The sequence below is a fragment of the Corallococcus sp. AB011P genome (genome assembly GCF_003611605.1).
In the GTDB taxonomy this organism is placed as follows: Bacteria; Myxococcota; Myxococcia; order Myxococcales; family Myxococcaceae; genus Corallococcus; species Corallococcus coralloides.
The window spans coordinates 360740-375788 of record NZ_RAVX01000005.1; the positions used below are offsets into that span (position 1 = coordinate 360740).

Genomic DNA, 15049 nt, shown 5'->3' on the forward strand with positions numbered 1-15049 from the left:
CCGGAGCTACGGGGAAGCCTGGGACAGACTGAAGGTGAAAAGCAAGCACCCCCTACCTGTCGCGCTGGGGACCGTTCACTGCTCCGCTAGCCGTCATGCCCCGAAGGGCCAATGACTCACCAGGTGGGTGAGGAAGGCCAGGTGGTAGACCACGATGATGGCGTAGACGACGGCGCCCACGCGGATGGCGACGCGGCTGGCCTTGAGCCGGCGGTGCAGGCACAGCAGGCACAGCCCCGCGTTCACGATGAGCAGCTTGGAGAACATGAAGAGCAGCGGTGACTGCTCGTACGCCACGCGCATCACCGGGTTGAGCTCCTCCGCCACTCCCAGCTGCAGGAAGAGCAGGGTGAACAGCCCGTCCAACAGGTTCAGCATGAGCAGCGCCACCGACGCCGGTGACGTGTAGAAAGAAGCCTGCTGCGCCCAACTCCCCGCCTGCACCTCGTTCGCCGTCGCCGCCACGCCCCACCCCCAAGGTTCCCGTCCTGGTACCTGGGGCCTGGGCTATTCAAATCCCTTGCCAGGGCTTCCACGACTTGCGGGAAGCAGCCGGGCAGGCGGCGGAGACGGGGGGCTTGCCAGCCTGGAAACGAAATTGACGGGAAGGGGTGGGTCGCGGAGATTGCCCCCGCCCTGCCACACCCCGACGAGCGTCCATTGCATCAATTCCCCAAAGATATCGGGTGGATAGAGGTCATCTGCGGATCCATGTTCTCCGGTAAGACGGAGGAGTTGATCCGCCGCGTCAAGCGCGCGCTGTACGGCCGGCAGAAGGTGCGCGTGTTCAAGCCGCGCATCGACACGCGCTACGACGACACGCAGGTGGTCAGCCACAGCCAGTTGAAATTGACGTCCCTGCCCATCGAAAGGGCTGAAGAAATTTTCCGGCACCTGTCCCCCGACACGCAGGTGGTGGGCATCGACGAGGTGCAGTTCCTGGGCGGAGAAGTGGTGCAGGTGTGCGAAGCGCTCGCCCAACGGGGCATGCGCGTCATCTGCGCGGGCCTGGACCAGGACTACCAGGGGCGCCCCTTCGAACCGATGCCGCAGCTGATGGCGGTGGCGGAGTACGTGACGAAGGAGCTGGCCATCTGCGCGGTGTGCGGGAACCCGGCCAACCGTTCGCAGCGCATCATTGGCAGCGAGGAGCGGGTGGTGGTGGGCGCGGCGGGTGCCTACGAGCCGCGCTGCCGCAAGTGTCACGTGGCGGAACCCGCGGAGGCGAGCCCTCCGCAGACGCTGAAGCTGTTCGACTGAAGCCGTAAGCCGCCTTAACCCCGGCGCGGGAGCCCCATCCGATGCGCGACACTCTCTACGCGAACGTGCCCTTCAAGTTGAACGAGATGGCCCATCACTATGGGGCCAACGTCCACCTGGTGGGAAATCCGTTTCTCCTCTCCCAGCTGGCCACGCTGTGCGCCAAGGGCACGCTGCAGCCGCAGATCAACCGGCTGGTGGAGCAGCTCTACGCGGACCTGGTGAAGACGGTCATCAACGCGGAGTTCCCGCGCAAGATGGTGACCATCCCCACCCGCATGATCGACTCCACGCCCCTGGGCATCTACCAGGGCGAGGTGGTGGACCCGCAGCTGCGCGTGGTGACGGTGAACATCGCGCGGGCGGGCACGCTGCCGTCGCAGGTGACGTATGACCTGCTCAACTTCACGGTGGACCCGTCCCTGGTGCGCCAGGACCACATCATCATGAGCCGGATGATCGACGCGGCCCAGGCGGTGGTGGGTTCGGAGATTGGCGGCGCGAAGATTGGCGGGGACGTGGACGACGCGTTCGTGCTGTTCCCGGACCCCATGGGGGCCACGGGCGGCAGCCTGTCCACGGCCATCCAGCTGTACAAGACGAAGGTGCCCGGGCGGGCCCGGCGCATCATCACGCTCAACCTCATCGTCACGCCGGAGTACCTGCGCCGGATGACGACGGAGCACCCGGACGTCATCATCTACGCGCTCCGTCTGGACCGCGGCCTGTCCCCGCCGGAGGTGTTCGGCACCGCGCCGGGCCTGCTCTGGGAGAAGGAGCGGGGCCTGGATGACCGGCAATACATCGTCCCCGGTGGCGGCGGCTTCGGGGAGATCATGAACAACGCCTACGTGTAGAGGGAGCACCCGGTGACGACGTTCCACGAGAAGGATGTCGGCGTCCTCATCTCCGAGGAGGCCGTGCAGGCGCGCGTGAAGGAGCTGGGCGCGCAGATTACCCGCGACTACCAGGGCAAGGAGCTGACGCTCATCTGCGTGCTCAAGGGCTCCGCGTTCTTCGCCATCGACCTGGCGCGGGCCATTGATTTGCCGCTGACGCTCGAGTTCCTGGGCGTGGCCAGCTACCACGGCGGCACGGAGTCCACGGGCGAGGTGCGCATCACCACGGATGTGTCCAAGCCGATGGCGGGCAAGCACCTGCTCATCATCGAGGACATCATCGACACGGGGCTCACCATGAGCTTCCTCCTGGAGAACCTCCGGGCGCGCCACCCGGCGTCGGTGAAGATCTGCTCGCTCCTGGAGAAGCCCGCGCGGGCCAAGACGAAGGTGGACATCGACTACAAGGGCTTCGTCATCGAGGACAAGTTCGTCGTCGGGTACGGCCTGGACTACGGCGAGAAGTACCGGAACCTGCCGTTCATCGGCATCTGGAAGCACGCCTGAGAAACGCCTGATGGGCTCGGGTGCCCCTCCCTTCGGGGTGGGGGCCCCGGGACTGCGAGGGCCCTGTCCATGCGCCGCACGGCGGCCGTGTGCAGGGCCTTCGTGCATCGAGGGGCACACGCATGCGCAGCCTCTCCTCTGAACACCTGAGGAGGCTTGGACATGCGAGACGGGAACGTGAGGGCCGCCCCGCGGACGGCGACAGCCGGCGGGGACGCGATGCAGAAGTACCTGGCGGAGGCCGTCGGCACGTTCGTGCTGGTGCTCGGCGGCGTTGGCGCGGCGGTGCTGGCGGGCGACCGCATTGGTTTTCTGGGCGTGGCCTTCGCCTTCGGATTGTCGCTGCTGGCCATGGTCTACACGATGGGCCCCATCTCCGGCTGCCACGTGAATCCGGCCGTGACGGTGGGCCTGATGATGGCGGGCAAGTTCGACAAGCGTCACCTGGCTGGCTACGTCATCGCGCAGTGCGTGGGCGCCATCGTCGCGGCGGGCGTGGTGCTGCTCATCGCGAAGGGGGCTCCGGGCGGTTACTCCGCGGGCGCGGAGGGGCTGGGCAGCAACGGGTACGGGGCGGCGTCGCCGGAGGGCTATGGCGGCGGAGCGGCGTTCCTCACGGAGGTGGCGCTCACCTTCCTGCTGGTGCTGACGGTGCTGGGGGCCACGGACTCACGCGCGCCGGTGGGCTTCGCGGGCGTGGCCATTGGCCTGGTGCTGACGCTCATCCACCTGGTGGGCATCCCCATCACCAACACGTCGGTGAACCCGGCGCGCAGCCTGGGCCCGGCGCTGTTCGCCGGAGGGGACGCCCTGCGCCAGCTGTGGCTGTTCATCATCGCGCCGCTGTTGGGGGCGGCCTTCGCGTCCGCGGTGTACCGGCTGGTGAACCGCCCGGCGGTGCAGATTACGGCCGCGCGCGCGGAGCAGGCCCTGGACGAGGAGCGCCGCGAGCGCGTGGTGGGACCGCGCGACGTGGAGCGCCCCGTCTGAAGCGTGTTGAACGCACGAAGGCCGTGCCTCGCTTCGACGCGGGGCACGGCCTGGGTGTGTGAAGCAGGGGAGGGGACGGCCTAGAAGGCGGCGTCGAAGACGACGTCGTTGGCGGCGCCCACGCCCACGGCGACCTGGTAGGACGACACGCGGCGCTCGAAGAAGTTCGTGAGCTCCTGCACGTCCTGCAGGTCCATGAAGTGCAGCGGGTTCTTGGTGTGGAAGATGGGGGCCATGCCCAGCATCTGGAGGCGCTGGTCGGCCACGTACTCCAGGTAGCCGCGCATCTCCTGCACCGACAGGCCCATCACGCCGCCGCTCAGCAGGTCCTGGGCGAACTGCGTCTCGCACTCCACCGCGTCGCGCATCATCTGCACGACGTCCTTCTCCAGGCCCGCGTCGAAGAGGTCCGGCTCCTCCTTGCGCGCCGTCTGGATGGCTTCGAAGGCGAAGGCCATGTGGGCGGACTCGTCGCGGAACACCCAGTTGGTGCCCGCGGCCAAGCCGTTGAGCAGCCCCTTGCTGCGCAGGAAGTACACGTAGGCGAAGGCCGCGAAGAAGAAGAGGCCCTCGATGCAGCCCGCGAAGCAGATGAGGTTCAAGAGGAACTGGCGGCGGTCCGACCTGGAGCGGACCTGATCCACCGCCTGGATGCTGTCCATCCACTTCATGCAGAAGCGCGCCTTGCGCTGGATGGACGGGATGTTGTCCACCGCCGCGAAGGCCTTGGCGCGCTCCGCCGGGTCCGGCACGTAGGTGTCCAGCAGCGTCAGGTAGAACTGGACGTGCAGGGCCTCTTCGTAGAGCTGGCGCGACAGGTACATGCGCGCTTCGGGCGCGTTCAGGTGCTTGTAGAGGTTGAGCACCAGGTTGTTGCCGACGATGGAGTCGCCCGTGGCGAAGAAGGCCACCAGCCGGTGGATGAGGTGACGCTCCGCGTCCGTCATCTTCGAGCGCAGGTCCACCAGGTCCGTGGAGAAGTCGATCTCCTCCACCGTCCAGGTGTTCTTGATGGCGTTGCGGTACATCTCGAAGAAGACGGGATACGCCATGGGGCGCAGCGTCAGGTTCATTCCCGGATCGAGCAGCATTGCTTCGGTACTCCCTTACTCACACGACGACAGGGGACAGCAGGGTGGGGGACCGCCAGAGGACTACTGGCAGGCCTCGCACGCCTCGGGGTTTTCCAGCGAGCACGCCACCGCTTCCGCCTCCGCGGTCACCACCTGCGGCGCGGGCGTGGGGGCGGCCGTCATCGTCGGGCCGCCCTGGCCCACGGTGGTCTTGGCGATGCGGGTCGCCGGGCGCGAGCGCATGTAATAGGTCGTCTTGAGCCCCTTCTGCCACGCGTAGAAGTACATCGAGGACAGCTTCCCGATGTTGGGCGTCTCCACGAAGAGGTTGAGCGACTGGCTCTGGTCGATGAAGGCGCCGCGGTCCGCGCCCATGTCCAGGAGCGCGCGCATGGGGAGCTCCCACGCGGTGCGGTAGATGGCGCGCAGCTCCTCCGGCAGCTCCGTGAGGTCCTGCACGCTGCCTTCGGCCATCTTGATGCGGTTGCGGGTGTTCTCGTTCCACAAGCCCAGCTGCTGCAGGTCGCGCACCAGGTAGCGGTTCACCTGGAGGAAGTCACCGGACAGCGTCTCGCGCTTGAAGAGGTTGGACACCTGCGGCTCGATGCACTCGTAGCAGCCGGCGATGGACGCGATGGTGGCCGTGGGCGCGATGGCGATCATCAGCGAGTTGCGCAGGCCCACCTTCATGATGCGCGAGCGCAGCGCGTCCCAGCGCAGCGTGTCCTCCGGGACGATGCCCCAGCTGTCGAACTGGAGCTCGCCCTTGGCCGCGCGCGTCTCCGGGAAGGAGGGGTGCGCGCCGAACTGCTCCGCCAGGTCGGAGGAGGTGACCAGCGCCGCGTAGTAGATCTCCTCCGAAATCTTCTTGGACAGGTTGCGCGCCTCCACGGAGTCGAAGGGCAGGCGCAGCTGGAAGAAGACGTCCTGGAGGCCCATCAGGCCCAGGCCCACCGGGCGCCAGCGGCGGTTGGAGTCCGCGGCGGTGGGGATGGGGTAGTAGTTGAGGTCGATGACGCGGTCCAACTGCTTGAGCGCGAGCATCGCGTTGGAGCGCAGCAGGTCGAAGTCGAACTTCCCGTCCTTCACCATGCGGCTCAGGTTGAGCGAGCCCAGGTTGCACACCGCCGTCTCACCCTGGCTCGTGACCTCCAGGATTTCGGTGCACAGGTTGGACAGGTGGATGACGTTGCCCGGCTGACCCGTCTGGTTGCTCTTGCGGTTGCAGATGTCCTTGAAGGTCATCCAGCCGTTGCCCGTCTGGGCGAGCACCTTCATCATCCGCGCGTACAGGTCGCGCGCCTTCACCTTGCGCACGGCCTGGCCCTGCGCTTCCGCCTCCGCGTAGGCCTTGTCGAAGGCGTCACCGAAGAGGTCGGTGAGGTGGGGAGTCGTCTTCGGGTCGAAGAGGCTCCACTCCTGGTCGGCCTCCACGCGGCGCATGAAGAGGTCCGGCACCCAGTTGGCCAGGTTGAGGTTGTGCGCGCGGCGGGCCTCGTCACCGGTGTTGTCGCGCAGCTCGAGGAAGTCCTCGATGTCCGCGTGCCACGTCTCCAGGTACACGCAGCACGCGCCCTTGCGCTTGCCGCCCTGGTTCACCGCCGCCACGGACGCGTCCAGCGTCTTGAGCCACGGGACGATGCCGTTGGAGTGGCCGTTGGTGGACTTGATCAGCGACCCGCGCGCGCGCACGCGGTGGTACGCCACGCCGATGCCGCCGGAGAACTTCGACAGCATCGCGATGTCCGAGTACTTCTTGTAGATGGCGTCCAGCTCATCCGCCGGCGAGTCCAGGAGGAAGCAGCTGGAGAGCTGCTCGTGGCGCGTGCCGGAGTTGAACAGGGTGGGGGAGGAAGGCAGGTACTCCAGCGAGCTGAACAGGCGGTAGAGCTCGATGGCCTCGCGCGCGTTGTCGCCGGACAGTGCGCACGCCACGCGCAGGAAGAAGTCCTGCGGCGTCTCGATGACTTCGCGCGTCTGCGGGTTCTTGAGCAGGTAGCGGTCGTAGACGGTGCGCAGGCCGAAGTACTCGAACAGGTCGTTGCGGACCGGGTCGATGGCGGCGTTGAGCTTGCGCGCGTTGGCCTGGACGAAGGTGAGCAGGCGGTCCGCGATGAGGCCGTGCTTGTGGCCGGCGGCGACGGACTGGCTGAAGGACTGGATGTCCTGGTTGCTGACCTCCTTCTGGATGAAGGTGGAGAGCAGGCGCGCGGAGAGCCGGGCGTACTCGGGCTCCTCCACGATGAGCGCCGCGGCGGTCTGGATGGACAGGCTGTCCAGCTCCCGCGTGGTGGCGCCGTCATACAGGCCGCTGATGGTCTTGGTGGCCACGCGCATCACGTCCACGCGCGACAGGCCCACGCACGACTTGCCCACCGCCCGGACGATCTTGTTGAGGTCCACCGGCTCCGCCGTGCCGTTGCGCTTCTTCACCCGCATGGTGGTGGTGAAGTCGCCGGGAGCCGACGGGGCCTGCGTGGCGGGCGCCACGGCGGCGGAGTCGGGGGGCGGCGAGGCGACGGCGTTCGGCTTGAAAGGCGTCTGGACGGTCACGGGCGTCTCACTTCCAGGACAAGGCAATGCGGAGCCACCAGGGCGGACTGACCCCGTGGGTGAAGGCTCCGGTGATGGCAGGGAGGAACTGACTTCCGATCAGGACCCGGGGGCTTGGTGACAGCGGCCCGACATGTAGCGAATTGTGGGGCAGGCGTGTGTGTCGATCAAGAAAACCACACCAGCCTCCGGGTTCCGGGAGCGAGCCCCCGGACTTGGGGCAGCCGCTCGAACGCACCCAACCTATGGGGGGTCACCTGGTGTGTCAACGCTAGATCCTGTGTAAACCTGCCGCCAGGGTCGGATCGATCATTGCAATCTATGATCACTCACCAACACTGTTCCGGCCGTCCTCCGCAGGACATTTACAGGGCCGGAAAAGCCCCTTCGGGACCGTCTTTTTCATGGGGTCACCCAACCCCTGGAGATCAGGGCTGGGCGCCCGCGTCGGGGGTTGGGGCGGCTGACGGAGGCGTGGCGGACGCGTCACCGGCGGGTGACGGGGCGGGTTGCCGGGGCGCCGGTGCTACAGGGGTGTTGTTCGGGGCGCTCTCGCTGTGGACAGCGCGGCGCAGGGCCTCCTCCAGGTCGCGTGCAGTGGGTCCCACGGTGGTGAGCATCTGGTTGGCGGCGCGGGCGTGGCGGTTCTCCGACTCCGCGGCGAGCTTGAGCTGGGCCAAACCTTCGGACACGAGGCGGCGGGCGTCCTCCAGCTTCTGGCGCGCCTGGTAGAAGGCGACGTCGGTGAGCATGGACTGGAGGCTTCTGCGCTGCTCCTCCGTGATGCCGGACAGCTTCTCCGCGCGGCGCAGATAATAGAGGCCGCGCTCCACCTTGGCGGGCTCGCCGGACGCGATGCGCGGGCGGGCCAGGGTCTCCAGGAGGGGGAAGAGGGCGCGGTCCAGGTCGTCGCGGTCGGTGAACTTCTGCTGCGTCAGCAGGGTGACGTCCTGGCCCTCCAGGGGGAGGGGGGCGTAGGCGTCCGCGAGGCGCGGGTCCCCGGGGCGGTAGGCGGCGGCGCCCGTGGGCAGGGCGCGGCCCTTCATCACCACCAGCTCGCCGTTCTCCTGCAGGACGGTGAAGGTGCGGGCGTTGAGCTGGCCCAGGAGGAAGACGACGCCGCCACCCAGGCCCAGGATGACGAGGAAGACGACGAGCCGGGTGAAGGTGCGGCGGGCCCGGTAGCCGAATCCCTGCGGTGAATGGGTGGTCATGTCGCCTGCTCTCCGGTCGGACGGGCTTGGGCCCGTGAGGGTCGAAACCTGAAATTGGGTCTTCTGGGACTCCAACGCTACAGTTTGCGCCCCGCCGGGATCATCATTTGCAATCCACCTTTCGTCGCATGGGGCCCAGCGAGCTGCTGCCCCGCTACATCTTCGCGGAGAGCCTGTTCGCGCGGCGACGCGTGCTCGAGGTCGACGCCGTGGCGTCCACGGGCGGCGAGAGCGCGCGCTTCCTGGTGGAGCGGGGCGCTCGCACCGTGGTGGCGTGCGACGCGGACGTGTCCGCGGTGGAGGCGGCGCAGAAGGCCCATGCGCACCCGCAGGTCCGCTACCGCGCCAACGTCTATGACGACCTGGAGGCGGGGAGCTTCGACCTGGTCCTGGTGACGGACCTGGCGCCCTACGTGCGCGCGCCGGAGCTGTTGGCGGAGCTGGCGCGGCTGGTGGCCCGGCAGGGCTTCCTGATGGGCGGCCTGCGCAACATCGCGGGGCTGGCGCTGCCGCAACTGCTGGAGCCGGAAGAGACGGTGCCGCCCACGTATGGGCAGCTCCTGGACGCGCTGACGGCGCACTTCCCCCATGTGGAGGTGGCCACGCAGTCGCCGGTGCTGGGCTACCAGCTCGCGTTCGAGCGGGGCGAAGGGCTGCAGGTGGACGGCTCGCTCGTGCGGCACAGCGAGGCGGCGTACTTCGTGGTGATGGCGGGTCTGGAGCCGGCGCGGGTGGTGGACCCCACGTGGGTGCAGCTGCCGCCGGAGCCGCTGGCCTTCACGCGCGGCAAGCTGGACGAGGTCGCGGCCCGGGCGAAGACGTGGGAGGAGCGGGCAGGGCGGCTGAAGGAAGCGGTGTCGAAGCTTCGCGCGGAGATTGGAGACCGCGAGGCGGAGGTCGTGTCGCTCAAGCCGGCGCTGGAGGGCGCCCGGCAGGACATGGCGCGGCTGACCGCACAGCTGGAGCAGGCTCGGGGCACGGTGGAGTCCGCTCGCGAGCGGGACGACCTGAGCAGCCGGCTGCGGCGCCGTGAGCTGGAGTTGCAGGTCGCGACGGAGCGGATCGCCGATGCGGACCGGCGGCTGACGGCGCAGCGCCTGGAGGTGGAGGCGGCGCAGCGCGCGCAGGCGGACGCGGGTGTGCAGGTGCTGGCCGCTCAGGAGACGCTGCGGCTGGAGCGGGCGCGGCGCGAGGAGACGGCGGCGACGCTGGACGAGTCGCGCGAGCGGCTGACGCAGGCGTACACGGATTTGCGCGCGCTGCAGGACGAGCTGGGCTCGCTGCGCATCGACCGGGAGCGGGACCGGCTGGCGGCGGAGCGCGCTCAGGACGGGGCGGAGGACAAGCGCCGTCAGGCGGAGGCGGCTCGCGAGCGGGAGCTGCGCATCGCGGAGCAGTATTCGACGGCGCTCGCGGCGGTGGAGCACCTGAAGGCGGAGCTGGCGCGCGCGCAGGAGTCGGCGCGGACGGCGGGCGACGCGGTGCCGGTGAAGGATGCGGAGCTGGCGCGAGCGCGCCGGGAGCTCGCCGAGGCCCAGCAGCGGATGCACTCCGCCGAAGGGGCGCGCAAGGACGCGGAGGCGCGGCTCGCGGAGCGCGAGGCGTTGCAGCGCGGCCTGGAGACGGAGCTCACCAGCGCGCGTGAGGCGGAAGGCCGGCTGCGGCAGGAGCTGGAGGGCCGCGCGCAGTCGGAGTCGGCGGCTCGGGCGCTGGCGGCGCGGTTGGAGGAAGAGCTTCACGCGGCCGGGCTGCGCCTGGAGTCGCTGGAGGCGGATCAGAAGCGGGTCGAGTCCGCGCAGCACGTGGCGGGGCAGCGGCTGGCGGCGGCGGAGACGGAGCGCGTCCGCGTGGAGGCCGCGCTCGTCCAGGCCATCGACGCGGAGCGGGGCCAGGCGCAAGCACGGCTGGAGGAGGCGCTGGCCCAGGCTCGCGCCGAGGCAGACGAGCGGGTGACGAACGCGCTGGCCGCCGCGCACGCCGACGCGGATTCGCGGCAGGAGCGCGCGCTGGCGGAGGCCCGCGAGCAGGAGGAGGCGCGGCTCGCGAAGGTGGTGGAGGAGGAGCGGGCTCTCGCGGAGCTCGTGCTGACGGAGGCTCGTGAGCAGGCGGAGGCCCGGCTCGCGCGGACGTTGGAGGAAGAACGGGCTCTCGCGGAGCTCGCGCTGACGGAGGCCCGTGAGCAGGCGGAGGCCCGGCTCGCGCAGTCGCTGGAGGAGGCCCGGTCCGACGCGGAGGCCCGGCTCGCTCGGGCGTTGGAGGAGGCCCGGTCCGACGCGGATGCCCGTGTCGAACGTGCGGCGGCGGATGCTCGCGAAGCGGCTCAGGCGCTGGAGGCGAACCGGTCCGACGCGGATACCCGTGTCGAGCGTGCACTGTCGGATGCGCGCGAGGCGGCTCAGGCGTTGGAAGTGGCTCGGGCCGATGCGGATGCCCGTGTCGAACGCGCGGTCGCGGACGCGGCTCAGGCGCTGGATGCGGCTCGGGCGGATGCGGATGCCCGTGTCGAGCGGGCTCTGGCCGAAGCGCGGGCCGACGCGGATGCTCGGATGGCGAAGGCGCTCGCGGACGCCGCTGCTGAACGGGCCTCGGCCCTGGCGGAGGCGGAGAACCAACGCGAGCAGGCGCTCACCGAGGTCCGTGCCACGGCCTCGGCTCAGCGGAGCCGGCAACTGGCGGATGTCGAGGCACGGACAGCGCAGGCCCTCGCGGAAGCGCGTGCCGAGGCGGAGGCCGAGCGGGCCCAGGCGCTGGCAGAAGCCCGCGCCGAGTCGGAGGCCGAGCGGGTCCGGCAGTTGGAAGAAGCCGAGGTTCGCGCGGCGCGGATGCTCGCGGAGGCGCGTGCCGAGGTCGAAGCCCGCGCGGCCAGCACGCTCGCCGACGCCCGCGCCGAGTCGAGCGGCCAGACGGAGCAGGTGCTCGCCAACGTGCGCGCAGAGGCGGAGGCCCGGCTCGCGGCGGCGGAGGCTCGTGCCGCGGAGGCCCTCGAAGCCGCGGTCGACCAGGTCCGTTCCGAATCCCGGGACACCCTGGCCCGTGAGGTGTGGGAACACGGGGCCCGGCTCGCGGAGTCGAACCAGGCGCGCGAGACCGCCGAGGCGCGCAACACGGAGCTGGAGGCAACGCTCCGCTCGCTGCGGCAGGAGTTGACCGACGCGGAAGCCCTGGCTGCGCTCATCCAGGAGGACCTGGCTCGGGAGCAGAAGGCCCGGGCCTCGGCGCAGGCGGAGCTCGACGCGGCTCGGGAATCGTTGACCCACGAGCAGGAGCGGGGGGCTCGCTGGGAGGCGTTGCTCGCCGATACCCAGGCGCAGTTGCTGTCGGAGCGCGAGCAGCAGGCCCGTGCACAGGTGGCGCTCGCGAACCTTCAGGAGTCGCTCGACGCGGAGCGGGCCCTTCGCGCACGGCTGGAGGGTTCCGAGTCCTCGTGGAACGAGGCGCAGAGCGCACTGGAAGCGGACCGGCTGCGGCTGGATGCCGCGCTGGGCGTGGCGCGCACGGTCCTGGAGGATGAGCGCGCGCAGCGGGCCCGTTTGGAGACGTCGTTCGCCCAGCTCCAACAGGACTCCGCTTCGGCGCTGGAAGAGGAGCGTGCCCGGGCTGAAGCCTCGCGGGCTTCGGCACAGGAGGCGCGGACCCAGCTCGAAACGGAGCTGTCGGAGGCGCGTGCCGCGCGGCTGTCCACCGAGGCCGCCTTCGAGCAGACGCGCCAGACCCTTTCGGAGGTCCAGGCCTCCTTCGCCGAAGCGCAGCGTACGAACGAAGCCGCGCTGCTGGAGCTGCGGCAGTCGCACGCGGCGTCGGCGGACGAGGCACGTGGTTACGTCCGGGAGCTGGAAGAGGCTCGCACCGCGCTGTCGGAGGCGAAGCAGTCGCAGACGGCCCTGGATGCGACGGTGCGCGAGCTGCGCGCGGAGCTCACCGAGGCGCGGCGGTCCGAGGTGGAGGCGCTGTCCTCGCTCGATGATGCGCGTACGCAGGAGGCTCGCGACCGCGAGGCGCGCGCGAAGGATGAGGCTGCGCTCAACTCGGAGCTGGAGACCCTGCGCGCGGAGTCCTCGGCCCAGCGCGAGCGCCTGACCGAAGCGGAGCAGGCGCGGGCCGCCGTCCAGGTTCGGCTCGCGGAAGCCGAAGCCCGCCGCGCCGAACTGGAAGCGTCGCTGTCGGACACCGAGTCCCGCTTCGCCGAAGAGGCCGCCCGTCTCCCCGCGATGCAGCATGCCCTCACGGAGGTCGAGGCCCGCCTCGCGACCGAGACCGCGCGAGGGACCACGCTGGAGCAGGCCCTGGCGGAGGCGGAGGCCCGGCAGACCACGGAGACCGAGCGCCATGCAGCGTTGGCGCGGACGCTCGCGGAGGCGGAGTCCCGGCTTGCCTCGGAGTCCACGCGGCGCTCCGAACTGGAAGCGGCGCTCGCGGAGGCGGAGTCCCGGCAGGCCGCTGAATCCACGCGGCGTGCCGAGCTGGAGGCATCGCTCTCGGAGTTCGACGTCCGGCAGGCCGCGGAGTCCATCCGCCGCTCCGAACTGGAAGCGTCCATCGCCTCGGCGGAGTCCACGATTGCCGCCGAGTCCGCTCGCCGCTCCGAGCTGGAAGCTTCGTTGAAGGATGCGGAGTCCCGCCTCGCCACCCTGGAGCAGGCCCTATCGGACGCGGAGAAGCGTGCCGCCTCCGAGACGTCGCGCCGGGTCGGACTGGAAGCCTCCCTGACGGAGGTCGAGTTCCGGCTCGCCGCGGAGACCACGAACCTCAGCGCGCTGGAGGATTCGCTCGCGCAGGCGGAGGCCCGGCTCGCGGAGGGTTCGCAGTCGCAGGACGCGGCACGCGAGTCCGAAGCCCGGGCTGCGCGTCTCACGGAGTCCCTGTCCGCGCGCGAACAGGAGCTGCGCGAAGCCAGCGCCCTGCGGGTCTCCATGGAAGCGCAGCTGGAAGGCGCGCTCTCTCGGACCGAGCGGCAGCAGCAGGATCTGGACGAGCTGCGCGAGCAGCTGGGGCAGAAGGAGCAGGAGCTGACGGCCCTGCGCGCGGAGACGGCCCGCTTGGGCGCCGCGCACCAGGAATTGATGCGCCTGGGCTCCGAGCTGCAACGGGCGCACGCCGCGCTGCATGAGCGGAGCCAGCAGGTCGGCCGGCTGGAAGCGGAGCTGGTGGACGCCAGCGACCGGCTCGCCGCGACACGCGAGCACGCGGAAGTGCTTGTGGTGCAGCTCGAAACCGCGCGCCGCTTCGCGGGCAAGGCCACGAACCTGGAGTCCTCGCTGGAAGGCATGCGCGCGGAACTCGAAGCCGCTCGCGCGGACGCGGCCCGGCTCACGGAGGCCGTCCAGACCGGGAACGAGCGCACCGCCACCCTGGAAGCCCAGCTCGCGGACCTCACCACGCGCGCGGAGCAGGAGCGGACGGATCTGGAAGCCCGGCTCGCCGAAGCCACCGCCCAGTCCGGCACGGAGCAGGCCGAGCTGGAGCTGCGCCTGACCGAAGCGCTCACCAGCGCCGGCACGGACAAGGCCACGCTGGAGCTGCGCCTCAACGAGGCGCTCGCGAGAGCCGGCCTGGAGAAGGCCGAGCTGGAGACGCGCCTCAACGAGCTCCTCGCGAACGCCGGGACCGAGAAAGCCGAGCTGGAAGCGCGCCTCAACGAAATCCTCGCGCACGCCGGGACGGAGAAGGCGGAACTCGAAGCCCGCCTCGCGGAACTCACCGAACAGGCCCGCGAGGAGAAGTCCTCCATCGAAGCCCAGCTCGCGGAAGCCACTGCCCGCGCCGCCGCGGAGCGGGCCGAACTCGAAGCCCGCATCGCGGACCTCACCGCTCAATCCGACTCCGCGAACGCGGAGCGCGAAGCCCGTCTCGCGGATGCCCAGACGCGCGCCGCCACGGAACAGGCCGAACTCGAAGCCCGCCTCGCCCAGTCCGCCGAACAGACCCGTGAATCCCTCGCCGCCATGGAGGCCCGGCTCGCCACGGCGCTCGAGGACGCGCGGACCGAACAGGCCGCGCTGGAGTCCCGTGTCGCCGCCTTGACCCAGGCCGCCGCCGACGCCGAGGCCCAGGCCCGCCGCGCGGACTCCGAGCGCACCGCCATGGCCTCCGAACGCGAGCGCCTCCAGTCGGACCTGACGGTCGCCCGCGCCGCCCGCGTCCGCCTGGAGGGCCGGACCAACTCCCTGGAGACCGCCGCCGCGGATGCCGCGCGCCTCCTGGACACCGAGCGCGCTGAACGCGACCAGCTCTCCACCCGGATCCGCGAACAGCAGGCCCGGCTGGAAGCGTTGGAGACCGAACGCGAGACCCTGGTCCAGGCCCTGGAGGAATCGAAGTCCGCCGCCGCCCCGCCCCCGGAGGACGTGCTGGAGATGGCCGCGGAGATGGAGGTCCTCCAGGCCCACGTGGAGAAGATGCAGGACCAGCTCGCCACCCGGGAGGCCGAACTGGCCGAGCTGCGCCGCGCCAGTGCCCCCGCCGCCCCCGGGGCCTCGCGCCGGGCCATGCCTGCCCTGGACGTTCCGTCCCCGCCCAAGAAGGTCGGCGAGCGCGAATAAACGCGGGCGTCTAC

9 protein-coding genes are annotated in these 15049 nt (G+C 70.2%); 5 read left to right on the forward strand and 4 right to left on the reverse strand.

Translation table 11 applies throughout. The features are described from left to right. Positions 1-93 precede the first annotated feature (93 nt). Positions 94-465: a DUF5658 family protein gene (locus D7X30_RS17240; RefSeq protein WP_120564021.1), complete on the reverse strand. Its 372-nt coding sequence runs from the start codon at positions 463-465 to the stop codon at positions 94-96. 195 nt (positions 466-660) lie between these two features. Between D7X30_RS17240 and D7X30_RS17245 the strand changes: the two genes are divergently transcribed. The 4 genes from D7X30_RS17245 to aqpZ all read left to right on the forward strand — a co-directional run bounded on the left by D7X30_RS17245 (position 661) and on the right by aqpZ (position 3656). Further along, complete coding sequence (locus tag D7X30_RS17245; RefSeq protein WP_043321219.1) at positions 661-1260, forward strand: thymidine kinase; 600 nt, start codon at positions 661-663, stop codon at positions 1258-1260. Between the two features lie 41 nt (positions 1261-1301). Beyond that, on the forward strand, positions 1302-2117 hold the full coding sequence (locus D7X30_RS17250) for a uracil phosphoribosyltransferase (RefSeq protein ID WP_120564022.1): 816 nt from the start codon (positions 1302-1304) through the stop codon (positions 2115-2117). 12 nt (positions 2118-2129) lie between these two features. Continuing rightward, entirely contained in the window at positions 2130-2666 is a 537-nt protein-coding gene (gene hpt / locus D7X30_RS17255; protein ID WP_120564023.1) for a hypoxanthine phosphoribosyltransferase, read from the forward strand. A 162-nt stretch (positions 2667-2828) separates the two neighbouring features. Further along, positions 2829-3656 carry an aquaporin Z gene (aqpZ, locus tag D7X30_RS17260; protein WP_120564024.1) on the forward strand — a complete coding sequence of 276 codons (828 nt, stop codon included), beginning with the start codon at positions 2829-2831 and terminating at the stop codon, positions 3654-3656. An 80-nt stretch (positions 3657-3736) separates the two neighbouring features. Here the strand turns inward: aqpZ and D7X30_RS17265 are convergent, their stop codons facing one another. The 3 genes from D7X30_RS17265 to D7X30_RS17275 form a co-directional block, all read right to left on the reverse strand. Continuing rightward, positions 3737-4747: a ribonucleotide-diphosphate reductase subunit beta gene (locus D7X30_RS17265; RefSeq protein ID WP_120564025.1), complete on the reverse strand. Its 1011-nt coding sequence runs from the start codon at positions 4745-4747 to the stop codon at positions 3737-3739. Positions 4748-4810: 63 nt separating this feature from the next. Next, positions 4811-7168, reverse strand: coding sequence for a ribonucleoside-diphosphate reductase subunit alpha (locus D7X30_RS17270; RefSeq protein ID WP_199724395.1), 2358 nt, complete (start codon positions 7166-7168; stop codon positions 4811-4813). Positions 7169-7710: 542 nt separating this feature from the next. Further along, positions 7711-8496, reverse strand: coding sequence for an IF-2 protein (locus D7X30_RS17275; RefSeq protein ID WP_120564027.1), 786 nt, complete (start codon positions 8494-8496; stop codon positions 7711-7713). 128 nt (positions 8497-8624) lie between these two features. Between D7X30_RS17275 and D7X30_RS17280 the strand changes: the two genes are divergently transcribed. Beyond that, positions 8625-15035, forward strand: coding sequence for a methyltransferase domain-containing protein (locus tag D7X30_RS17280; RefSeq protein ID WP_120564028.1), 6411 nt, complete (start codon positions 8625-8627; stop codon positions 15033-15035). The last annotated feature ends 14 nt before the right edge of the window (positions 15036-15049 follow it).